Below are 21,445 nucleotides of genomic sequence, written 5' to 3'. Positions count from 1 at the left end.
CACGGATGAAGCGTCGTGCCCCGGGGTGTTTGCTGGCGTTGGGCGCCGTCATCGCCGCGCTCGCGCTGCTGCCCGCGGTGTACCTGGGCGTGCGCGCGGCGGAGGCGGACGCGGGCGCCTGGGCCCTGCTGCTGCGAGACAGGACGTGGGGCCTGCTGGGCCGCACGCTGGGGCTCGCGGTGGCGGTGACGGGCTGCGCGGCGGCGCTGTCGCTGCCGTTGGCGTGGCTCACCACGCGCACGGACCTGCCGGGGCGGCGCGTATGGGCGGTGCTGCTGTGCGTGCCGCTGGCGGTGCCCACCTTCGTCAGCGGCTACGTGCTGCTGGCGGCGTTCGGCACGGGCGGCGCGCTGGAAGAGCCCCTGAGGCGATGGGGGCTGCCGGTGCCGCCCGTGTATGGCTTTCCGGGCGCGCTGCTGGCGCTGACGGTGTCCACGTACCCGTACTTCCTCCTCGCGCTGCGGGCGGGCCTGCAGGCGCAGGACCCGGCGTGGCTGGAGGGCGCGCGCAGCCTGGGGCTCACGCCGGCGCGGGCCTTCTGGCGGGTGACGGTGCCGCTCCTGCGTCCGGCGTTCGCCTCCGGGGCGCTGCTGGTGGGGCTGTACGTGCTGTCGGACTTCGGCGCGGTGGCGCTGCTCCAGTACGACGCCTTCTCGCGCGCCATCTACGACCAGTACGAGGGCGCGTTCGACCGCACCTACGCGGCGCTCTTGGGGCTGGGGCTGGTGGCGGTGACGCTGGGGGTGCTGGTGCTGGAGGTACGGCTGCGCGGGCGGGCGGGGTACTTCCGCAGCGCGAAGGGCGCGGCGCGGGCGGTGGCGTCGGTGCGGCTCGGGCGCTGGCGGGTGCCGGCGCTGCTCCTGTGCGGCGCGGTGGTGGCGCTGGGCGTGGGGCTGCCGGTGGGGGTGCTGCTGTATTGGGGCGTGCGAGGGCTGGCGGGCGCGGAGGGGCCGGTGCTGGGGCCCGCGCTGAACTCGGTGCTGGCGTCGGCGCTGGGCGCGGCGGCGGCGGTGGTGGCGGCGCTGCCGCTGGCCTTCCTCGCGGTGCGCTACCCGGGCCGGCTCACGGTGGTGCTGGAGCGCGCGGCGTATGGGGGCTATGCGCTGCCGCCCATCGTGCTGGCGCTGTCGCTCGTGTTCCTGGGCGTGCAGGCGCTGCCGTTCCTCTACGGCACGCTGGTCATGCTGGTGCTGGCGTACCTGGTGCGCTTCCTGCCGCAGGCGGTGGGGGTGGTGCGCTCGACGTTGCTCCAGCTCGATCCGCACCTGACGGAGGCCGCGGCGTCGCTGGGGCACGGGCCGTTCGGGGTGTTCAGCCGCGTCACCATGCCGCTGCTGCGGCCGGGGCTGCTAGCGGGCGCGGCGCTCGTCTTCCTCACGGCGATGAAGGAATTGCCGGCCACGCTGCTGTTGGCGCCCATCGGCTTCGACACGCTGGCCACGCGCGTGTGGAGCGCCACGGCGGAAGGGCGCTTCGCGGAGGCCGCGCTGCCCGCGCTGGTGCTGCTGGCCGTGTCCGCGCTCGGCCTGGGGCTGGTGGTGTCGCGCGAGGACGGCTCGGCGCCGGGCTGAGATGCGCGGCAGTCGATGCTCCCGAGCGCGGAGGGCTTCCCGGAGCCCCGGAACGCGGTAGGGTGCGCCGCGCTCCCGCCATGCCCCTGCTCTCGCTCGACACCGTCTCCCTGCGCTACACCTCCGCCGGTACGCCCGCGGTGGACGGCCTCTCGCTGGCGGTGGAGCCGGGCGAGGTCATCGCGTTACTGGGCCCCTCCGGCTGCGGCAAGACGACGACGCTGCGCCTCGTCGCCGGCTTCGAGCGTCCCGACACGGGCACCGTCACCCTGGAGGGCCGCGTGCTCGCGGGCCCGAGCGCTTTCGTCCCGCCCGAGCAGCGCAGCGTGGGCATGGTCTTCCAGGACTACGCCCTCTTCCCGCACCTGTCCGTGCTGGACAACGTGACGTTCGGCCTCGGCGCACTGCCCCGAGCCGACGCGCAAGCACGCGCCCGCTCCATGCTGAAGCTCTTCGGCCTGGAGGGCTTCGAGTCGCGCATGCCGCACGCGCTCTCCGGCGGGCAGCAGCAGCGGGTGGCGCTGGCGCGGGCCCTGGCCCCGGGGCCTCGGGTGCTGCTGCTGGACGAGCCCTTCTCCAGCCTGGACAGCGCGCTGCGCGTCTCCACGCGAGGCGAGGTGCGGCGGGTGCTCAAGTCGCTGGGCGCCACGGTGATGCTCGTCACGCACGACCAGGGCGAGGCCATGGCCTTCGCGGACCGGCTGGTGGTGATGCGCGCGGGCAAGGTGGAACAGGTGGGCACGCCCGAGGCCGTCTACTCCACGCCGCGCACCGCCTTCGTGGCGTACTTCCTGGGCGGCACCAACCTCCTGCCGGGCGTGGGCTTCGGCAATGGCGCGCGGACGATGCTCGGCATCCTCCCGGTGGTGGGCCACGCGAAGGGCAACGTGCTGCTGTCGCTGCGCCCGGAGTCCCTGCGGCTGGTGCCGGACACGGACACGGTGGCGGTGGGCGGCGCCCTGCGCGCGGAGGTCCTCACGCGCGAGTTCCAGGGCCCCAGCGCCGAGTACACCGTGGCCTGCGGCGGCATGGAGCTGACGGTGCGCGGCGCGCCGGAATTGCCCCTCGGTCCCGGTGCGCGAGCGCGGCTGGAGGTCGTGGGCCGCGCGGTGGTGCTGGAGGACAAGCCCGACTGAAGCCTGGCTGCTCCACGAGCGTGGGGCCGGCATACGCAAGGTGTGGACCGGGGTCGCAATCACCCGGGGCCCTCGCGCGTACAGGTGTGCATGAACATCGCAGGCCTTCGAGGCATGGGGACCCGCTTCATCGACTACGTGAGAGACCCGCGCGTGGCGCTCTGGCGCAAGCTCGCCGGGGTGTTGGCGGTGCTGTACTTCCTGTCACCCGTGGACGCGCTCCCGGACTTCATTCCGGTGCTGGGCTGGCTGGACGACCTCGGCGTGCTGTCCGCCGCGGCCTTCTTCATGGTGCGCGAGGTGCAACGCCACCGGACCAGTATGGGCACGGCCGGCCTGCCGCTCGATGAAGACGGCAACTCGCGCCTGTCTTCCCGCGTTCGCGGCTCTGTCTGAGCAGCAACCCGCACAGTGTCTTGTCCCGAGGGACAGGCCCGTGGTTTGTGCTCCGCAGGGGGGATTGCGGAGCACACACATGGACGCATCCCAGGGAAGGGTCGTACTCATCACCGGTGCCTCGTCGGGCATCGGCAGGGCCTGCGCGGAACTGCTGAGCGCGCGCGGGCACATCGTCTACGGAACCAGCCGGCGGCCCGGAGCTGTCGAGGCTCGGGGCTGGCGGCTCGTGGAGATGGACGTCACCCGCGACGACTCCGTGCAGCGCGCGGTGGACGAGGTCCTCACGCGCGAGGGCCGCATCGACGTCGTGGTGAACAACGCCGGCTACGCGCTGGCGGGCGCGCTGGAGGACATCTCCGTCGAGGAGGCGAGCGGGTTGCTCGACACCAACCTGCTGGGCGTGCTGCGCGTGTGCAAGGCGGTGCTGCCGTCCATGCGCGAGCGCCGGGCGGGCCTGCTCATCCACATCAGCTCGCTGGGCGGCATGGTGGGGCTGCCCTTCCAGAGCTTCTACAGCGCCAGCAAGTTCGCGCTGGAGGGGCTCACGGAGAGCCTGCGCCAGGAGGTGGCGCCCTTCGGCATCCAAGCCACGCTGGTGCAGCCGGGCGACGTGCGCACGCGGCTCACGGAGAACCGCGTGAAGGCCCAGCGGTCCGGCCCGGGCTCCGCCTATCAGGCGCCGTTCGAGACCGCGCTGCGCACGATTGAAAACGACGAGCGCAATGGCGTTCCCGCGGAGGACGTGGCGCGCACGGTGCTGGAGTTGATGGAAGGCGGGCCGGTGCGCGTTCGCTACGCGGTGGGAAAGCTGGCACAGCGCGCGGCGGTGCTCGCCAAGTGGGTGCTGCCTTCACGGACCTTCGAGCAAATCGTGATGTCTCTGTATGGTTTGTCCCGGGGCTGATTGGACCCGGCACCCGCGCGTCATCTCCCTCGTCAGGACGGGATGGTAGGAAGACGTCGACGCCTTCCGGTGGTGGTTGCCGGAAGGAGAGGGGGCAGTAACCCATGCCAAGACATACGGTGACGCAGGGCGAATGCCTGCTGGGCATCGCTCTGCGCCATGGCTTCCAGGACTGGAAGCGCATCTACGAACATCCCGAGAACGCGGAGCTGCGCCGCATCCGGCCTCATCCGCACGTGCTCCATCCGGGAGACGTCCTCTTCATCCCCGAGCGCCAGGCGAAGGAGCTGGGGGCCTCCACCGGGAAGACGCATGTCTTCAAGGTGAAGCAGCCCATGCGGGAGCTGTGCCTCACCTTGAAGGACGCGGCCGGCAAGCCGCTCGCGAACGAGCCCTACACGTTGGAGTGGGGCGCGGAGTTCATCGAGGGGGCCACGGATGGAGAGGGCCTGCTCCAGGAGCAGCTTCCCCTCCGGCTGGACTCCGTGCGGCTCACGGTGGGGGAGCGCGGCTACGAGCTGCGGCTCGCCACCCTCAATCCCGTGGAGCATACCGGGGACAAGGGGGTCTCCGGCATCCAGGCCCGTCTGCGCAACCTGGGCTTCGAGCCGGGCTCCATCGACGGCGTGTTGAGCGAGCGCACGCGCCAGGCGCTGTGCGCCTTCGAGGCGCTCCACGGGCTGCCCGTCACCGGAGAGCCCGCGGGCCGGACGCTGGAGAAGCTCGTGCAGGCCCACGGCTGCTGAACCCCATTCATTGCCTTCTCGCGAGGTCCTTCCATGGCCGCGACCCCTGCTGCTTCCCAGGCCCCTGCTTCGGGGCCTACTCCCGCCACGTCATCTCCGCCAGTCGATATCGCGGCGCCTCCGGGCACGCCCTTCGTGCTGCAGGAGTCACGCTGTCTGAAGGCGCCCTGCCTCATCTGCGAGCTGCGCAAGGTGGTGAAGGGCACCGCCGCCACGAAGGACGTGAAGTTCGCCACCGCGCCGCTCCAGCTCAACATCATCGGGCTGCGCTCCGAGGAGTCTTTGAGCAACCGCTTCGACGACGTGATGGCGGTCTTCTTCCAGCTCCTGCCGCCCGAGTCCGGGCCAGCCTTCGAGAAGGCCCTCGAACCGGAGTTGCTGGAGGACATGAAGAGCCGCCTGTCGGACCTGAAGAAGCGGCCGCTGGGCAGCTTCCGCTACGTGGCCTGCAGTGAGCAGGGGCTGTGGGTGGTGGGGCTGTTCACCGCGTCCACCGACCCCGGCTTCGAGGACTCGCCCGAGAAGCTGGAGGAGCAGAAGGCGAAGCTCGAAGAGCAGCTGAAGGCGGCGGAAGAGAAGGTGAAGGAGCTGTCGCCGCGGGAGAAGGAGCTCACCGAGGCGCACGACAAGGCGAAGTCGGCGCGGGCGGCCCTGCTGGCGAAGCGCAAGAAGGACGCGCCCCCGCCGAAGCCGGAGCTGCCAGCCGCGCTGAAGGACATCGAGGCGCCGACGATGGATGCCGGCTCCCTGAACACGTACATGCAGAACGTCAAGAAGCGCCTGGATGAGCTGGCGGCCGCGAAGAAGGTCCAGAAGACCCACCCGGGCCTCATCCAGGAGAAACAGACGGCGCTCGACGAGAAGGTGCACAAGAACGAGGTGCAGAAAACGAACATGCTCACCTTCCAGCGCCACAAGGGATGGGTGGAGCAGGGCCGCGCCATCGTCCCCGTGGGGCACCATGCCGGCAAGTACCGGTTCTACCTGCACAAGGCCGGCGGCAAGGGGGAGACCTTCCCTCGGGCGACCGTGGCGCTGGCCATATCCGAGATCGAGAACGGGCTGCGCATCTACTCGGTGAAGTATCTGTGTACGGCCAGCCAGAAGGTGCTGGGAGGAACCTTCGTCAAGGGGAAGGGAAAAGACGCGGTCTACCTGACGAGGGAGCTTCGCCAGCTCTGGCCCGACGCGGGAGCGGTGCAGCATTACGCGCCCGGCGCCGCCACCCTGGAGCTGGTGGACAAGGAGCCACCCGAGGGGCAGAAGTCCCTGCCCGCGGGCACTCCGCCGCGAGAGGTGTTCCTCGTGGAGGACGGGGGCAAGAAGAGGACCCTGCTTCCGCTGGAGGCGCGTGTCGTCATCACGGACCCCATCTACGGCACCAACATCCATCGAGCCCACAACCTGGGGCTGTCGGACGACCGGACGAAGCTGGTCGGGTACGCGGCTGGCCCCGACACGGAGGTCAATGGCTGGTCCGAGGGGTGCCAGACGTTCACCGACTTCTTCGAGTTCAACGCCTTCATCCGCCTGAGCGCCATCAGCAAGCGTTGGCGGTGTGCCAGCAAGGACCCGATGTGCATTGGCGCGGACGCCTGCAAACGGCTGGTGGCGGGGCCGGGACGCACCGTCGAGAAGGAATCCGACATGGCACGCGGGGAGAAGGAGCTGCTGGAGCGGTACAAGGAAACGTACATCTGCCGTGCCCTGGCCGCGGATTGTCGCAAGGAGGCGGAGGGGCCCCAGGCGCAGCTTGAGAAGCTGCGGAAGGAGCGGGCTGCCCTCGAGCTGACTCCCGAGGAGCAGGCGCAGCTCGAAGCGCTGGAGGCCCGCAGAGACCAGACGGCCACTGCGAAGGCCCGCGCCGCCAATCCCAAGGTACAGCCCCTGACCAAGAAGGAAGAGGGGCTGCTCTCGAACCTGGCCTCACAGCGGGCGAAGTCCCAGGCTCCCGAGACTGCCGCGCAAATTCAAAAGCTCGATACACGCATCCAGGAGCTGACGACCCAGCAGCAGCCCCTGGTGGACTGCGCATTGGATGCCGAGAACGAGGTCCGCCTGGCCGAGCTGCCCGACGAAATCATCGATGCCCGGAAGCGGGTGAGCGCGCTCGAGAAGGAGGTGGAGCGCCTCCAGGCCCAGCTCGATGCGGTGCCGGAGAAGGGCAAGAAGCCGCTGAGCCCGAAGGCACGCGCGGGAATCGAGGCCCTCCTGAAAGAGAAGAAGGAAGGCAATGAGGGCCTGGACAAGGCTCAAGCGAAGCAGAAGGCCTTGGAGGAGGAACAGGCGGAGCGCGAGAAGACCCGGGGGCTCGACGAGGCCACGCTCCGGCGCATGCGGGAGTTCCTGCGAGAGCGCGCGCAGCACTTCCGGGCGGACTTCGTCCGGAGCTGCGACCTGTATGGGACCTGCAAGGTGAAGTTCGACTACACCCTCGTCGAAATGGCCGCGCCGCGGCTGGAGGAGCTGAAGAGCCAGTTCAAGGACGACGCCAACAAGCCCTGGACGGGGGGGTTCGTCATGGGCCAGGAGCCGGTGGCCCAGGGCGGATGAGCCGGGCCTGAAGGGCGCGGCTTCACGGGACTCAGAGGGCGGGCAACGAGCGCTCGCAGTTCTCGCCCTGGAGGCCCGAGGTCTTCAGCTCGACCTTCGTCACCTGGAACGCGCTGTTCAGGGTGAGGACCGGGAAGACGTAGGCGTATTCCACGACGCGGGATTTCGCCCCGGCAACCTCGCGGCGGAGCTCGAAGGGCCCACCAATGAGCCGGTACCCCTTGTCCGCGAGCGACTGCACGGTAACGAACTGGCTGAAGAACTGGGAGGACACGGCGTTGCCGAACTGGGTGAGCGCATCCTGGGAGGGCTCGGCCTTGTTCTTGCGGAAGTCGGCGTGCAGGGCCTCCCGGGCCCAGTCGGGCAGGTCCGGCAGGCTCATGTCGAAGAAGGAGTCCAGCCGTGCCCCCGGAGCCAGCGGAAGGCGCTCGGGATGGCGGGTCCTCTGAGGCCCGTAGTCGAGCAGCAGCTCCGAAATCTCCCGCAGCGGCGAGGTGAGCGGGGAGGGGACCTCCACGAATTCCTCGTGCTCCTCGTCCACGATGCGGAAGAGCGGAGTCCACTCCGACAGCGCCAGGTCCGCGTACCGGGGACGGTGCATATCCGTGGGCAGCGCCTCCAGAGAAAGCTTGAAGCCCTGGACCGCGCCAAGAGACTGGGAAATCAGGAGCCGGGGGCTGAGATTGACCGGGTCCTTGGCCACGCTGGCACAGCGCCGCGACTGGCCCCGGCGGCTGACGACCTCCAAGCGGTAGTAGAGTTCATCGAGCCGGAGCGACGTGCGCTCCTCGCCCACTTCGTTGTAGTCGATCGAAATCCGGCCGGGGATGGCATTGTCGCGGAAGGTGGTGAGCGACTTCGTGTAGCCCGGCCACAAGACGATGCCATGGAGTTGTATCCGCTTGTTCAGGTGCACCGAGAGCCAGGCGTCCTCGGTTCCCGGAGCGCCCTCCACCCAGGCGGTGGCCGGGTTGCCGTCGAACGCGTTCCTCGCGTCGTAGCGGCCCGGCGTCCGGGACTTCAGCGTGGAGGAGGCGCTGACCCACGCCTTCATGGCCCCGCTGACGTTCACCTCCTGCTCCGGGGGGGTGGAAGCGGCTCCCGCGGCCTGGGCCAGGAGCAGTCCCGCCCAGGTCGCGGCGCACAAGAGCCCTCGCCCGGCGGCGGAGCGGGCGCTCGGCCTGGCTGAAGTGGAGGGCGGCACGGGGTGGGTCATACCCGAAACCTACGGCCTGCTCCGGTGCGTATTCAAACGGCCTCGGCTCGTCACGGCCTTCACCAGGAAGGCAGGGATTGCTCGCAGCACTGTCCGGTGAGGCTCGGGGTCCGCAACTCCAGCCTCGTGACCTGGAGTGAGGCATTCAACGTGAGCACCGAGAAGACCGCCACCTGCTCGGCACCCGGGGGCAGGCTGGATGGTTCGTGCTGGAGCACATAGGGCTCGCCAATCAACCGGACCGCCCCCTCTGGAAGGGACTGCACGGTGATGGCGATTCCGAAGTACTGCTCGGCGACGGTTTTGCCAAACTGCGTGACGGCATCCTGGGTGGGGGGCGCGCCCCGGTCTCGAAGCACGGCCTGGAGTTTCTCGCCTGCACCACGCCAAGGCGGTAGTTCAGGGGATTCGTCATGAGCCGCTTGCCTGGCTTTGCGAGGTCCTCACGGAGTGGGCCACGCCTGGAAACTACGGCAGCGAGCGCTCGCAGTTTTCGCCCTGGAGGCCCGAGGTCTTCAGCTCGACCTTCGTCACCTGGAATGCCGCGTTCAAGGTGAGGACCGGGAAAACGAAGGCGTATTCCGCGACATGGGATTTCGCCCGGGGAACCTCGCGGCGGAGCACGTAGGGCCCACCGATGAGCCGGTACCCCTTGTCCGCGAGCGACTGCACGGTGACGAACCGGTTGAAGAAATGGCCGGACACGGCGTTGCCGAACTGGGTGAGCGCGTCCTGGGAGGGCTCGGCCTTGTGCTTGCGGAAGTCGGCGTGCAGGGCCTCCCGGGCCCAGTCGGGCAGGTCCGGCAGGCTCATGTCGAAGAAAGAGTCCAGCCGCGCCTCCGGCGCCAGGGGAAGTCGCTCGGGATGGCTCGTCCTCTCAGGCCCGTAGTCGAGCAGCAGCTTCGAAATCTCCCGCAGCGGCGAGGTGAGGGGGGAGGGGACCTCCACGAATTCCTCGTGCTCCTCGTCCACGATGCGAAAGAGCGGGGTCCACTCCGACAGCGCCAGGTCCGCGTACCGGGGGCGGTGCATGTCCGTGGGCAGTGCCTCCAGCGACAGCTGAAAGGCCTGGACCGCGCCAAGGGCCGTGGAAAGCATGAGCCGGGGACTGAGGTTGACCGGGTCCTTGGCCACGCTGGCGCAGCGGCGTGGCTGGCCCCGGCGGCTGACGACTTCCAAGCGGTAGTAGAGCTCATCGAGCCGGAGCGGCGTGGGCTCCTCGCCCCCCTCGCTGAGGTCGAGCGAGAGCCGGCCGGGGATGGCATTGTCGTGGAAGGTGGTGAGCGACTTCGCATAACCCGGCCACAGGACGATGCCATGGAGCTGTACCCGCTCGTCCAGGAACACCGAGAGCCGGGCGTCCTTGGTTCCTGGAGCGCCCTCCACCCAGGCGGTGGCCGGGTTGCCGTCGAACGCGTTCCGCGCGTCGTAGCGGCCCGGCGTCCGGGACTTCAGCGTGGAGGAAGCGCTGACCCACGCTTTCACGGTCCCGCCGAAGCGCACCTCCTGCTCCGGGGTGGAAGCGGCTCCCGCGGCCTGGGCCAGGAGCAGTCCCACCCAGGTCGCGGCGCGCAGAAGCCCCCTCCCGACCGCGGAGCGGGCGCTCGGCCTGGCTGGAGTGGAGGGCGGCACGGGGCGGGCCATACCTGGAAACCTACGGCTTGCTCCGGTGCATCTTCAAACCGGCCCCGCGCCTCTACCGCGTCAGCGACGCGAACCACGCGGCGTACGGCGTCCCCGCGACGAGGTGGCGATTGAAGTCCGGAGCGCCATCCGTCCACCACGGAGGCCCCCGCTCGCCGAGCGCCACCTTCGCGCGATGCACGCGCTCCCGGGCCCCGCGCTCCGCCGCCGCGTCACCCGCCCGGAGTGCGCGGCCCACCTCCCGCCGCGCCCGCATCAGCACCTCCACCAGCAGCGCGCGCTGCCGGGGCCCGAGCGCCGGGTTGGAGCGCCGCCACAACCGGCCGTCCACCACGATGTAGCGCCCGTCCGGCGTGGTGGGCGGCTCGGCCCGGGGCTCCTTGCGCGGCATGGCCGGTGACACGCCTAGAACCGGCCGACCACCGCCAGGCCCATGCCGTCACGTCCCAGAAGCGTGGGCGTCAGCACCGCCTGGGGCGCATCCGGCGTGTCGAAGTCGCGCGTGAGGTACGCGGTGAGGGCCAGTCCCCCCACGACGCCGGCGGCGGTGCCCACGAGGATTTCGTCTCCCGCGTTTTCACCGGCGAGCACGAAGGTGCTGGCCGCGCCCAGCAGCCCTCCGATGATGCCGCCCGCGTCGATGATGAGCATCCGCCCACGTGACACCTCGAAGGTGGTGGACAGCGCGCCCAGCACGACGAGCCCCGCGGCCGTGGCCCCCAGCTCGACGGCGAAGAACGTCTCCGTGTCGTCGCTGTCCGACGTGGCCAGGAGCAGCGCCGTCACCACGCCCGTCCACAGGGCGCCCGAGTTGGCCATGGACACCTGGCCCGCGGTGGGCCGCGCGGTGAGGGCCAGCAGGATGCCCACGCCCGTGAAGCCCGCCCCGCCGAGCATGACCGTGCCGATGGCGTCGTCCCCGCCCAGGTCGAACGCGAGCAGCGACGCGATGCCGAACCAGAAGCCCCACACCGTGCCGGAGTTGATGGCCGCGGCCTGGCCAGACGTCACCCCGGACCCCTTGGCGAGCAGCAGCACGGTGGCGGCGCCCGCTCCCGCGCCCAGCACCGACGCGGCCGCGACGCCCTGGGCACTACACTCGGCGATGGCGCACAGGAGGATGCCCTGGGCCGCGCCGTGCAGCGTCTGCACCACCGTCATCGCCGCGAGCCCGCTGTCGGAGCGGCCCTCGGGACCCCGCTCGCTCGCGGCCGCCGCGGCCAGCCGGCCTCCCGGGATGAGCCGCGTCCGCGCGAGCCGCAGCAACTCCGTGGCGTACGGGTGCTGCGGACAGGCGGACAGCACGCGCTCGAAGGACTCCAGCGCCTCCCGGTCCCTGCCCTCCACGAGCGCATCGAAGCCCGCCGTGTAGTCGCTCTCCGCGCTGGCGGAGCAGGCCTCGGGCGTGCCCACCAGGGGAGGAGCGCTGACGGTGGACGACTCCGCGGGAGCTTCCGGAGTCCGCGGCGTGGCAGGGGCCTGGGCGGTGACGAGGGTGACCAGCAGCAGGGTGGCGAGCGTCATGTCGCGCGCACTGTAAGCGAGGACCCCGGCCCCCACGATGCTGGCGTGGGGAGCCGGGGCCCGGAGTGTCGTGCAACGACCCGCCGCGTCAGCGCGCGGCCAGTGCGTCCACGTGCTCGCGCAGGGCGACCTCGTTGCCCATGCGTCCATTGAGTCCGGCCAGCGGCTTCGCGGCCTGCTCGATGCGCCCGCGGGTGCGCGGGCCGGCCGCGGCCAGCCACGCCACGCCCAGCGCCAGCTCCGCGACCTCGGGCGCGCCCGTGAGGCTGGAGGCCAGCGACAGCAGCGCCTCCACCGCCTTCTTCACCTGCGCGCCGTGCAGCGGGTGGCTGCTGGTGATGCCCTCGCGCAGCAGCTCCAGCAGCGCGAGCGCCGTGGCGCGCGCCTGGCGCACCGGCTCCGGACCCGCGCCCGGGCCGTCCCACAGGCCGTTGGCGAGCTGCCGTCCCAGCAGCGCCTCCGCGCCCGGGCCACGGCGGGCCTTCTCCTGCTCGAGTTCGACGGGCGCCTCCAGCTCGGCCGGCTCCTCCGCGGAGGCGAACAGTGCGTCATCCTCTTCTATCGCGGGGTACGCGCCCGTGTCGTACGAGGCGCCCTCCCTCAGGCTCTCATCATCGGCGAAGGGCTGGGGCTCCGGCGGCGCGCCGCCAGAGCCGAAGAGCTTGGAGAGGAAGCCCCCCTTGCTGCTCGCGGGCGCCGGGGCGCTCATGACCTTCTTCGGAGCCGGAGCCGCGGGCCGGCGCAGCGAAGGCGGGACCACGGACCGTGCCGGACCGGCGAAGACGGGCATGGGCGCCGCGGCCGGAGGCGGCACGGGGATGCCCTGGGGCATTCCGGGAGCCATGGGCTTTCCGACGATGCCTCGCGTGCGCGGGAGGGCGCCCAGCTCCGCCTCCTCCTTCGCCGTGTCGAACATGGCCCAACCCGCGGGCGCGTTGACCGGGATGACGCGCGTCTCGGGCTGGCCCGACGCCCGCCGCTCCGCCGTGCGCTCCTCCACCACCACGAAGGAGGTGTAGCGGGTGACGATTTGATGCGCGACGGCCAGCTCCACGATGCGCTTCTTCATGGACTCGGCGCGGCGGCCGGTGAGCTGCGCGGCCTCCCAGCCGCGGATGCGCTCCGCCGCCCACAACTTCTCCACCGCCGGCCGGTCCGACGCGGCGGGGAAGTCCACGCGCACGGTGAGCGCGAAGGGCTCGCGGCCCGACTTCCCGCGCAGCGTCACCTTGCCGGCGCCCGGCGTGGGGTAGCGGCCGAGGAGCGTCCAGGGCACGCCGTCCACCATGGGCGGCAGCTCGGTCGGGGCCAGCTCCACGCCCTCCACTCCGTCGAACGTCACCTCCAAATCGGTGACGCGCGGCGCGAGCGCGCGGGAGAACTGCGCCACCACCTTGTCGTCGATGCGCTCGCCCGGGTGGATGAACTCCACCGCGCCGCCCGTCTGCTTCGCCATGTCGCGCAGCAGCGCGTCGCTCACGTTGGTGCCGATGCCGAACGAGTACAGGCGCGCCGTCTTCCGCTCGGCCAGCACGGCCTTGAGGATTTCATCCTCGTTGCCCACCTGTCCGTCCGTCAGCAGCACCACCACGCCGTCCGGCGCGGCCCGCACCGCGGCCTGCATGGGCTCGAGCAACTCCGTGCCACCGTCCGCCCGGAGCGCGGCCACCCACCGGTCCGCCTCCTCCAGCGTGCGTTGCGTGAAGGGCACCGGCTGCGACTGGAAGCTCCGGTAGCTGCTGTTGAAGGCGATGACGTTGAAGCGGTCTCCCTCGCGCAGGTGGCGCAGGCACAGCCGCAGCGCGGCCTTCGCCTGGGGCAGGCTCTCCCCCTCCATGGAGCCGGACACGTCCACCACGAACACCACCTCCTGCTTCGGCGGCGCGGAGGCCATGGACAGCAGGTCCGGAATCACCGTGAGGGCGAAGGTGCCCGGCCCCGAGGCGTCCTTGCGATGCGTGACGAGCGGCGTGAAGACGGCGCTCGTGTCCGAGCTGCGCAGGCTGAGCACCAGGTCGCGGTCCAGCGACACCTCGCCGCGCGTGAAGCCCACGCGCATCCGCGTGCCGCCCTCGCGGTTGACGGTGATGACGTGCGAGGGGCTTTCCACCACCACCTCGCGACCCAGGTCCACCAGCAGGTCCATGCGCAGGCCGTAGTGCACGTTGCCGATGGGAGGGGTAATCCGGTCCGCGTCCGGCACGCGGTTCGTCGGGTCCACGCTGCCGTGGGCGGTGCGGTCCCCCGAGGGCGCGCCGGGGATGTAGCGGGGCGCCACCAGCGTGGGCAGCATCCACCGCACGCAGCCCTCTTCCGCGGTGACGGCCTGGAGGAACTCCACCTCCACCACCGTCTCCTCGCCGGGCAGCAGGTTGCCCACCTGCGCGGTGAAGACGTTGGGGCGCTCCTGGTCCAGCAGCGCCGCGCCGTGGCCGGCGGTGATGGCGTCGTCGTAGGCGCGGAAGGCCTCCTCGCGCTCCTTCACCACGCCCTCCACGCGGCGGCCCGCGCACGTCATGGAGAAGGCGGAGAGGGTGCCGTCCGAGGGCAGCGGGAAGGTGTAGACGGCCTCCACCGGGCGCGACTCACCGTTGCGGTAGCGCTGGCGCACGCGCACGCGCGCATGTCCGCCCAGCAGCTCACCCGTGACTTCGACGCCCTGGAGGGGGACCTGCGCGCCCTCGCGCGTGTACAACCCTGCCTGCTCCGTCTTCATGGCTTCTCCCTTTCCTGGAACTCCTCGATGAGGGCGCGCACGCGTTCCGCGAGCGCCCGAACCTTCGCGTCGGCCCCCTCCGACACGTGCAGCTCCAGCCCAGGGGCCAGCTCCCAGCGCTGATAGCGTGCCATCACCGTCGGCTTCGGGGACACCACCCCGGGAGCCGGTACCGGCGGGTCGCCGATGATGCGGGGCACCACCGGCCCGTCGTATGCCGGCGGCGTCGGGGTGGCCTCCGAGGCGGCGAGCTTGCGCAGCTCGTCCAGCGACAGCCGCTGCAGCTCCACCTGGATGGCGTCCAGGGGCAGGAACCGCGCCTGGAGCACCCGGATGGCCTTGAGGCGGATGAGGTGCTCCTCCCCGTACACGGTGTCCGGCCCCCGGAAGGGCGGCGCGGGAAGCAGCCCGCGCTGGACGTAGTAGCGCACCGTGCGAGGCGAGACGCCCGCCTCCTCGGCCAGCTCCGCCAGCTTCCATTCGGTCTGTGTCATCGGCGGCCTCATGCTCCTGACAGTAAGACCCGACAGCTTTAGTGTCAAGATGCCAGTGTCGATTTGGCGGTGGCACTGGCAGGTGTCGCGTTCATCCCAGCTCGGGTGAGGTCTCGACAGTTCCGCTGTCGGAACGCCGCCCGGCGGGTGGAGGCACTGTCGAGAAGGGGCCCGGGCGGCCCCGGCCGTGGAAGACGGGTTGCGTCATCCGGGGAGGGATGGAACAGAAGGGGGCATGAACGGCGGCGCGGAAGGCTTGGACCTCTCGTCCATCCGGCTCATCGGCACGGCGGTGACGCCGGCGGTGATGGTGTCGGGGTGCGGCATCCTGGCGACGGGGCTGGACAACCAGATTGCGCGAATGACGACGCGCATGCGGGACATGATGCGCGAGTGGCGCACGCTGCCGGAGGGGCACCCTCGGCGTCCGATTCTGCGCGAAGAGGTGGCCATCCTCGACCGGCGCCATGCGCTGCTCGCGCGGGCCATCGGCTTCACCTACGCGGCGCTGCTGTCGTTCGTGGTGACGTCGCTGCTGTACCTCGTCAAACGCCACGTGAGCATCCCCGAGGCCCTGCCGGTGGTGCCCTTCTCCCTCGGCGTGGCGCTCCTGGGGGCCATGGCGCTGCTGGCGCTGGCGTCGCTGCGGCTGTCCCGCCGGGCCATCGCGCTCGAGCGGCGGGAGCTGGAGGAGTCGCCACCGTCCTGACGCGCGCCCCGCGTCAGCTCAGCCCGCCGACGGGAGGTGCCTCCTCGTCCTCGACGTCGTGGCCATCGATGGAGCGCTCCCCTCCGCCCACGCCGGGCTGGCCCCGACTCACTCCAATCATGCGCAGCAGGTCCAGGGGGATGGGGAGGATGGTGTGGTTGCCGCCGCTGGTGATTTCCACCAGCGTCTGGAGGTAGCGCAGCTGCAGGGTGGAGGGATTGCGGCTGAGCACGTCGGCGGCCATGGCGAGCTTCTCGGCGGCCTGGTGCTCACCCTCGGCGGCGATGATTTTCGCGCGGCGCTCGCGCTCGGCCTCGGCCTGCCGGGCGATGGCGCGCTGCATCTCCGCCGGCAGGTCGATGTGCTTCACCTCCACGTTGGAGACCTTGATGCCCCACGGGTCGGTGTGCGCGTCGAGCACCTGCTGGATTTCGCGGTTGATGCGCTCGCGCTCGCTGAGGAGCTGGTCCAGCTCCACCTGACCGAGGATGGCGCGCAGCGTGGTCTGCGCGAGCTGGCTTGTGGCGTAGAGGTAGTCCTCCACCTGGAGCACGGCCTTGTCGGCGTGGATGACGCGGAAGTAGACGACGGCGTTGACCTTCACGCTGACGTTGTCGTGGGTGATGACGTCCTGCGGGGGCACGTCGCGCGCGACGGTGCGCAGGTCGATGATGACCATGCGCTCCACGAAGGGGATGAGCCAGCGGAAGCCCGCGCGCTTGAGGCCCACGTAGCGCCCGAGCCGGAACACGACGCCGTTCTGGTACTCGTTGACGATGCGCACCCCGGAGAGGAACAGCAGGAAAACGATGGCGATGGGGACGAGCGTGCCCAGCAGTCCGGTCAGGTCGGTCATGTCTTCACCTCGTCGACGAAAAGGGTGAGTCCCTCCACGCGGCGCACCACCACGTGAGCGCCGGGGCGGATGGGGGCGGGCGAGGTGGCGCGCCAGCGCTCGCCGTGGACGAACACCTCGCCCGTCTCGGGGCTGACGGGAGCGAGCACGGTGCCCTGCTCGCCCACGAGGCCCGCGTCGCCCGCCTGCTGTGGCAGCCGGCGCGTCTGGGCCCCGCGGTACGCCACGTAGGCGGCGGCGCCCGCGAGCACCGCGGTGGTGGGCACCACCCACTGCCACGACAGGTGGAACGAGCGGTCCACGAACCAGCCCGGGTCGAAGCGGTCCACGAGGAACAGGCCTCCCAGCGCCAGCAGCACCACGCCCGCCGCGCCCAGGAGCCCGCTGGTGACGAACAGCTCCGCGATGATGAGGCCCGCGCCCACCAGCAGCAGCGCCAGCGCTCCGGCGCGCACCGGCAGCGCGGACGAAGCCACCAGCGCGAGCACCAGCGCCACCAGCCCGATGAGCCCGGGCACGAGCGCCCCTGGATGGGACAGCTCCGCCACCAGTCCCAGCGCGGCCACCATGAACAGGAGATAGACGACGGACGGGTGCGCGAGCGCGTGCACCACCCGCTGCGAGAGCGTGGGCGACAGGTCCACCACGGAGGCGTCCCGAGTCGCCAGCCGCACGGTGTCGCCGCCGGCCACCTCCACCTTCCGTCCATCGGCCCACGTGAGGAAGTCCGCCTCGGTGGAGGCCACGTGCTCCACCACGCGCAGCTCGCGGGCGCGCTCGGCGGGGACGCTGGCGCTGTCGCGCACGGCGGACGCGGCCCATTCCACGTTACGTCCGCGCTGGCGGGCGATGCTCTCCACGAAGGCGACGGCATCGTTCTCCACCTTTTTCGCCAGGTGCTCGCCACCGGCCGCCTCCGGGTCCTGCCCGCCCAGGCCGACGACGGGGTGCGCGGCGCCGATGTTGGTGCCCGGCGCCATGGCGGCGAGATTCGAGGCCAGCGTGACGAAGACACCCGCGCTTCCGGCGTGCGCTCCGGAGGGCCCCACCCAGACGAGCACCGGCACGCGCGCGGCGAGGAAGGCCCGGACGATGTGGCGCGTGGCGTCCAGCGAGCCACCCGGCGTGTCCAGGCGCACCAGCAGCGCGCCATGGCCGCCCGCTTCCGCGCGCGCCACGCAGTCCGCCAGGTAGTCGCCGGAGCCAGCATCCACCACGCCGTCCAGCTCGCAGCGGGCCACGGTGGACGCCGCCACGCGCGCCGGTGCGTCGGACGCGGAAGGTGCCCCCGCGAGCAGCACCACGGCGAGGACGCCGAGGAGCGCGGCGCCGCGAAGTCTCGCTGTCGAGCGCGCCCGCATGTCACACCCCCGGCAGCCCCACCTGGGCCAGGGAGGCGGGGATGATGTCGCGCGGTGGGAGGGGCCGCGCGGTGGCCAGATGGTTCAACAGCCGCAGGTGGTCCAGCAGCAGCCGGGGCATGAGGAAGTGCTCGCGGACGTGCTCCCTGCCACGCGCCCCGAGCAACTGCGCCTCCTCCGGCTGGCGCAGCAGGTGGAGCAGGGCCTCGGCGCACTCCTCCACGGTGTCCACGAGGACGCCGCCGGTGTCCTCCGGGAGCTGCAGGGGAATGCCGCCCACGCGCCCGCCGATGACGGGCGTGCCCTTCCATACGGCCTCGGAGACGACGAGGCCGAAGCCCTCGCGCAGCGACTTCTGCACGACGACGTTGGAGAGGGCCTGCAGCGCGTTGACCTCGATGTTGCCCACGCCGACGAGGTTGGTGAGCACGTGGATGAGCGGGTCTCCCGCGGTGGCGGCGCGGACCTCCTCGTACACCTCCCAGCCCTCGGGGTCGTCCAGGGCGAGCGAGCCGACGAGGGCGAGCTGCAGGTCCGGGATGTGGGGCCGCACGCGCTGGTACGCGTGCACGACGCCGAGCGGGTCCTTCCACCGGTCGAAGCGGCCCACCTGGGTGACCAGGGGGCGGTGCATGCGGATGCCAATCCACTCCAGCACGTGCCGGGCGAGTTCCACGGGCAGCGGGTAGTTCTTCGGGCTGAGCGGGTCGATGGCGGGCGGGTAGACGTGGACGTCGTGGATGGGCAGCTCGGGCGGGATGAAGTCCTGGAGGGTGAAGACGGCGGCGTCGTAGGCGCCCAGGTACGGGGAGAGGAACTCCCAGAAGCTGGGGTTCGGATGGGACGTGTCGATGTGGCAGCGCCATATCCAGCGCGCGTCGCGCAGCGGGGAGATGGCGGCGAGCACGGCGGGCTGCGGGTCGTGGACGAAGATGAAGTCGTAGTCCTCGGAGTCGCTGATGAGGCGGCTGGCGTTGAGCTGCGCGTTGGCCAGGTAGATGGCCTTGTCGGACTCGGTGAGTTCGCCGGGGGCGCCCTGGAGACCGTTGTGGATGCGCTTGGTGACCTGGAAGAAGGTCTCGTCGCCGTGGATGAGCTTCCAGTCCGCGTTGAGGCCCAGGTCGTTGTAGAGGGGCACCAGCGTGCGGAGGATTTCGGAGACGCCACCGCCGTAGGAGGTGGCGTTGAGGTGCATGCAGCGCGCGCCGCGCAGGCGGTCCGCGAGGTGGAGCAGCTCGTCGAGCTGCGCGTCGGGGGCGACGCCTCGGTAGGCCGCGAGCGAGCGTTTGCCGACATCCACGACGTCCAGCATGGCCCCTGCTCCCGGAAGGGAAATGCGTTCCGAGGAAACGGTGGGCATGGTTCGAGGCGGCTTCCGCAGCTCTCCGAGGCTGGGACGGTGCCCGGAGCGTGGAGGGAGGGCCTGACTGGCGGGACGTGCATCCGCTGGTGGACGTTGGGTCCACGCAGCACATTGTCGCCAGGAGGCGCCCTCCCTAGGGTCCGGCCGCAACCTGATTTGGAGGCTCCATGCGTCGTGCCGTTCTCATTGCCCTGTGCCTGGCCGCCGTACCCCTTGCCTGTCGGACGACGCAGCCCCCCGGGACGGAGAACAATACGCCCATCGAGGGGCCGGACCAGGCTCGCGAGCCCATCCAGACCGTGCCAGACAACCCGCCCGGGCCCGCCACGCCCCTGCCCGCGACGGACGGAGGCACGGAGACGGGGACAGATACGGAGACGGATACGCAATAGCGCGGCTGGCAGGACTCCTTCGCCGCTCGCCTCGTGACACCACCCTACCGGCTCGCGCAGAGTGCGCGCGGCGCCGGGCCAGGGTCCGGGTACGCCCGGAGACACACGGAGGGAGCACGGTGGAGACCACGGTCTACATGGCGGAGCGGGTGTGGACGCTGGACCCGCAGCGGCCCATGGCGCGGGCGCTGGCGGTGCGCGATGGGAAGCTCCTGGCGGTGGGCACGAAGGCGGAGGTGCGGGCCGCGGTGGGGCCTGGTGCCCGCGAGGTGGAGCTGGGCCCCGCCACGGTGGTGCCGGGACTGGTGGACGCGCACGCGCACATCCACGGCCTGGGGCGCAGCCTGACGACGGTGCGGCTGGAGAAGGCCGCGTCGGTGGACGAGGTGGTGCGCCGGCTGACGCAGGCACCCGAGTCCAGCTTCCAGGGGGACTGGCTGTTGGGGAAGGGGTGGGACCAGAACGAGTGGCCGGGCGGCGCGTTCCCCGGCCGGGCGGCGCTGGACGCGCGCTTCCCCACGACGCCGGTGTTCCTCACGCGGGTGGACCACCACGCGGCCTGGGTGAACGGCGAGGCGCTGAGGCGCGCGGGAATCACGCGGGACACCCCGGACCCAGAGGGGGGCCGCATCCTGAAGGACGCGCGCGGCGAGCCCACGGGCGTGCTGGTGGACAACGCCATGGACGTGGTGGCCGCGGTGATTCCGCCGCCCACGCGCACGCAGCTGGAGACGCGGCTGCGCGCGGCGCTGTTGCGCTGCGCCCAGGTGGGGCTGACGGGCGTGCACGACGCGGGCATGGACCTGGACGCCTTCCGCCTGCTCCAGGAGTGGGACGCGGCCGGCACGCTGCCCCTGCGCGTGTACGCCATGGCGGCGGGGCAGGGTGACGAGCGGCACGAGTACCTGAAGCAGGGCCCGTGGCAGGGGCGGATGCTGGCGATGCGCTCGGTGAAGTTCCTGGCGGACGGCGCGCTGGGCAGCCGGGGCGCGGCGCTGCACGAGGACTACTGCGACGAGCCGGGACAGCGCGGCCTGCTGCTGATGCCGCCCGAGGAGCTGGAGGCGCGGGCCCGGGCCTTCATGGCGCGGGGCTTCCAGGTGTGCATCCACGCCATTGGAGACCGTGCCAATACGTTGGTGGTGGACGTGCTGCTGCGCGCGTCGGCGGAGACGGGGACGCAGGCGCTGCGGCACCGGGTGGAGCACGCGCAGATTCTCCGGCTGGAGGACATCCGCCGGCTGGGCGCGGCGGGGCTGGTGGCGAGCGTGCAGCCCACCCACGCCACCAGCGACATGCCCTGGGCGGAGGCGCGGCTGGGGCGCGAGCGGCTGAAGGGGGCCTACGCGTGGCGCAGCCTGCGGGACTCGGGCGCGCACCTGGCGCTGGGCAGCGACTTCCCGATTGAGAATCCAGACGTGCTGGCGGGGCTGTACGCGGCCATCACCCGGCAGGACGCGGCGGGGAGGCCGGAGGGCGGGTGGTGGCCGGAGGAGCGGCTGACGCCGCGCGAGGCGCTGGAGGGCTTCACGGTGGGGCCCGCGTGGGCGTCCTTCGAGGAGTCACGGCGCGGGCGGCTCTCGCCCGGACTGGACGCGGACTTCGTGGCGCTGACGGCGGACCCGCTGGAGGGTCCGCCCAAGGCGCTGGCGGAGGCGCAGGTGGTGGCCACGGTGGTGGCGGGCGCGGAGGTGTATCACGCGCCCGCCGTGGGCTGAGCGTCTCGCGGTCCGCCGTCCGGCGGGCTCACAAGGTCCGAGAGAGACCATCGAGCGGCTCGGCCGCCCCCGGGCTCACGCGGCCTTCTGGCGCCCTCCGCGGGCTCAGCCTCCGCCCGAGGCTCACGCGGCCTGCCGGAGCC

19 protein-coding genes are annotated in these 21,445 nt (G+C 71.4%); 9 read left to right on the top strand and 10 right to left on the bottom strand.

What is annotated here, in order from left to right; all coding sequences use genetic code 11:
• Positions 1 to 5: 5 nt before the first annotated feature.
• From HG543_RS23010 to HG543_RS22985, 6 genes are all read left to right on the top strand, one after another.
• Positions 6 to 1,571: an ABC transporter permease gene (locus HG543_RS23010; RefSeq protein ID WP_169346982.1), complete on the top strand. Its 1,566-nt coding sequence runs from the start codon at positions 6 to 8 to the stop codon at positions 1,569 to 1,571.
• Between the two features lie 80 nt (positions 1,572 to 1,651).
• Positions 1,652 to 2,707, top strand: a complete 1,056-nt coding sequence (locus HG543_RS23005) for an ABC transporter ATP-binding protein (RefSeq protein WP_169346981.1) — start codon at positions 1,652 to 1,654, stop codon at positions 2,705 to 2,707.
• A 90-nt stretch (positions 2,708 to 2,797) separates the two neighbouring features.
• Positions 2,798 to 3,103 carry a YkvA family protein gene (locus HG543_RS23000; protein WP_169346980.1) on the top strand — a complete coding sequence of 102 codons (306 nt, stop codon included), beginning with the start codon at positions 2,798 to 2,800 and terminating at the stop codon, positions 3,101 to 3,103.
• Between the two features lie 79 nt (positions 3,104 to 3,182).
• Positions 3,183 to 4,010 (top strand): SDR family oxidoreductase, encoded by an 828-nt coding sequence (locus HG543_RS22995; RefSeq protein ID WP_169346979.1) that lies wholly within the window; start codon positions 3,183 to 3,185, stop codon positions 4,008 to 4,010.
• Between the two features lie 104 nt (positions 4,011 to 4,114).
• Entirely contained in the window at positions 4,115 to 4,756 is a 642-nt protein-coding gene (locus HG543_RS22990; RefSeq protein WP_169346978.1) for a PGRP and LysM peptidoglycan-binding domain-containing protein, read from the top strand.
• A gap of 33 nt (positions 4,757 to 4,789) precedes the next feature.
• Entirely contained in the window at positions 4,790 to 7,309 is a 2,520-nt protein-coding gene (locus HG543_RS22985; protein WP_169346977.1) for a hypothetical protein, read from the top strand.
• A gap of 31 nt (positions 7,310 to 7,340) precedes the next feature.
• Here HG543_RS22985 and HG543_RS22980 read toward each other — a convergent pair whose 3' ends face one another.
• From HG543_RS22980 to HG543_RS22950, 7 genes are all read right to left on the bottom strand, one after another.
• Positions 7,341 to 8,363: a discoidin domain-containing protein gene (locus HG543_RS22980; RefSeq protein WP_169346976.1), complete on the bottom strand. Its 1,023-nt coding sequence runs from the start codon at positions 8,361 to 8,363 to the stop codon at positions 7,341 to 7,343.
• Positions 8,364 to 8,584: 221 nt separating this feature from the next.
• Positions 8,585 to 8,884, bottom strand: a complete 300-nt coding sequence (locus HG543_RS22975) for a hypothetical protein (protein WP_169346975.1) — start codon at positions 8,882 to 8,884, stop codon at positions 8,585 to 8,587.
• 109 nt (positions 8,885 to 8,993) lie between these two features.
• The gene (locus HG543_RS22970; protein ID WP_169346974.1) at positions 8,994 to 10,010 is read right to left on the bottom strand and encodes a discoidin domain-containing protein; all 1,017 of its coding nucleotides are present in this window, start codon (positions 10,008 to 10,010) and stop codon (positions 8,994 to 8,996) included.
• Between the two features lie 211 nt (positions 10,011 to 10,221).
• Complete coding sequence (locus HG543_RS22965) at positions 10,222 to 10,560, bottom strand: hypothetical protein (protein ID WP_169346973.1); 339 nt, start codon at positions 10,558 to 10,560, stop codon at positions 10,222 to 10,224.
• Positions 10,561 to 10,574: 14 nt separating this feature from the next.
• Positions 10,575 to 11,693, bottom strand: coding sequence for a hypothetical protein (locus HG543_RS22960; RefSeq protein WP_169346972.1), 1,119 nt, complete (start codon positions 11,691 to 11,693; stop codon positions 10,575 to 10,577).
• Between the two features lie 88 nt (positions 11,694 to 11,781).
• Positions 11,782 to 14,409: a VIT domain-containing protein gene (locus HG543_RS22955; protein WP_169346971.1), complete on the bottom strand. Its 2,628-nt coding sequence runs from the start codon at positions 14,407 to 14,409 to the stop codon at positions 11,782 to 11,784.
• Positions 14,406 to 14,915, bottom strand: a complete 510-nt coding sequence (locus HG543_RS22950) for a MerR family transcriptional regulator (RefSeq protein ID WP_169346970.1) — start codon at positions 14,913 to 14,915, stop codon at positions 14,406 to 14,408. The genes HG543_RS22955 and HG543_RS22950 overlap by 4 nt, the downstream gene beginning before the upstream one ends.
• A 223-nt stretch (positions 14,916 to 15,138) precedes the next feature.
• Here HG543_RS22950 and HG543_RS22945 point away from each other — a divergent pair, with 223 nt between their 5' ends.
• Positions 15,139 to 15,612 (top strand): DUF2721 domain-containing protein, encoded by a 474-nt coding sequence (locus HG543_RS22945; RefSeq protein WP_169346969.1) that lies wholly within the window; start codon positions 15,139 to 15,141, stop codon positions 15,610 to 15,612.
• Positions 15,613 to 15,625: 13 nt separating this feature from the next.
• Here HG543_RS22945 and HG543_RS22940 read toward each other — a convergent pair whose 3' ends face one another.
• From HG543_RS22940 to HG543_RS22930, 3 genes are read right to left on the bottom strand one after another with little or no spacing between them, the layout of a single operon-like run.
• Complete coding sequence (locus tag HG543_RS22940) at positions 15,626 to 16,468, bottom strand: slipin family protein (RefSeq protein ID WP_169346968.1); 843 nt, start codon at positions 16,466 to 16,468, stop codon at positions 15,626 to 15,628.
• Complete coding sequence (locus tag HG543_RS22935) at positions 16,465 to 17,829, bottom strand: NfeD family protein (RefSeq protein WP_169346967.1); 1,365 nt, start codon at positions 17,827 to 17,829, stop codon at positions 16,465 to 16,467. Before HG543_RS22935 ends, HG543_RS22940 begins: the two co-directional genes overlap by 4 nt.
• 1 nt (position 17,830) lies before the next feature.
• Positions 17,831 to 19,141: a glycosyltransferase gene (locus tag HG543_RS22930; RefSeq protein WP_169346966.1), complete on the bottom strand. Its 1,311-nt coding sequence runs from the start codon at positions 19,139 to 19,141 to the stop codon at positions 17,831 to 17,833.
• A gap of 218 nt (positions 19,142 to 19,359) precedes the next feature.
• Between HG543_RS22930 and HG543_RS22925 the strand changes: the two genes are divergently transcribed.
• On the top strand, positions 19,360 to 19,584 hold the full coding sequence (locus HG543_RS22925; protein WP_169346965.1) for a hypothetical protein: 225 nt from the start codon (positions 19,360 to 19,362) through the stop codon (positions 19,582 to 19,584).
• A 119-nt stretch (positions 19,585 to 19,703) separates the two neighbouring features.
• Positions 19,704 to 21,302: an amidohydrolase gene (locus HG543_RS22920; protein WP_343073416.1), complete on the top strand. Its 1,599-nt coding sequence runs from the start codon at positions 19,704 to 19,706 to the stop codon at positions 21,300 to 21,302.
• The last annotated feature ends 143 nt before the right edge of the window (positions 21,303 to 21,445 follow it).

The sequence above is a fragment of the Pyxidicoccus fallax genome (assembly GCF_012933655.1).
Taxonomy (GTDB): domain Bacteria; phylum Myxococcota; class Myxococcia; order Myxococcales; family Myxococcaceae; genus Myxococcus; species Myxococcus fallax.
This window is presented reverse-complemented; position numbering and strand designations above follow the sequence as displayed.

Bases quoted from the DNA above. Each gene is read 5' to 3' on its own strand.
- HG543_RS23010 (WP_169346982.1), top strand. From the start codon at position 6: ATGAAGCGTCGTGCCCCGGGGTGTTTGCTGGCGTTGGGCGCCGTCATC.
- HG543_RS23005 (WP_169346981.1), top strand. From the start codon at position 1,652: ATGCCCCTGCTCTCGCTCGACACCGTCTCCCTGCGCTACACCTCCGCC.
- HG543_RS23000 (WP_169346980.1), top strand. From the start codon at position 2,798: ATGAACATCGCAGGCCTTCGAGGCATGGGGACCCGCTTCATCGACTAC.
- HG543_RS22995 (WP_169346979.1), top strand. From the start codon at position 3,183: ATGGACGCATCCCAGGGAAGGGTCGTACTCATCACCGGTGCCTCGTCG.
- HG543_RS22990 (WP_169346978.1), top strand. From the start codon at position 4,115: ATGCCAAGACATACGGTGACGCAGGGCGAATGCCTGCTGGGCATCGCT.
- HG543_RS22985 (WP_169346977.1), top strand. From the start codon at position 4,790: ATGGCCGCGACCCCTGCTGCTTCCCAGGCCCCTGCTTCGGGGCCTACT.
- HG543_RS22980 (WP_169346976.1), bottom strand. From the start codon at position 8,363: ATGAAGGCGTGGGTCAGCGCCTCCTCCACGCTGAAGTCCCGGACGCCG.
- HG543_RS22965 (WP_169346973.1), bottom strand. From the start codon at position 10,560: ATGCCGCGCAAGGAGCCCCGGGCCGAGCCGCCCACCACGCCGGACGGG.
- HG543_RS22960 (WP_169346972.1), bottom strand. From the start codon at position 11,693: ATGACGCTCGCCACCCTGCTGCTGGTCACCCTCGTCACCGCCCAGGCC.
- HG543_RS22955 (WP_169346971.1), bottom strand. From the start codon at position 14,409: ATGAAGACGGAGCAGGCAGGGTTGTACACGCGCGAGGGCGCGCAGGTC.
- HG543_RS22950 (WP_169346970.1), bottom strand. From the start codon at position 14,915: ATGAGGCCGCCGATGACACAGACCGAATGGAAGCTGGCGGAGCTGGCC.
- HG543_RS22945 (WP_169346969.1), top strand. From the start codon at position 15,139: ATGAACGGCGGCGCGGAAGGCTTGGACCTCTCGTCCATCCGGCTCATC.
- HG543_RS22940 (WP_169346968.1), bottom strand. From the start codon at position 16,468: ATGACCGACCTGACCGGACTGCTGGGCACGCTCGTCCCCATCGCCATC.
- HG543_RS22935 (WP_169346967.1), bottom strand. From the start codon at position 17,829: ATGCGGGCGCGCTCGACAGCGAGACTTCGCGGCGCCGCGCTCCTCGGC.
- HG543_RS22930 (WP_169346966.1), bottom strand. From the start codon at position 19,141: ATGCTGGACGTCGTGGATGTCGGCAAACGCTCGCTCGCGGCCTACCGA.
- HG543_RS22925 (WP_169346965.1), top strand. From the start codon at position 19,360: ATGCGTCGTGCCGTTCTCATTGCCCTGTGCCTGGCCGCCGTACCCCTT.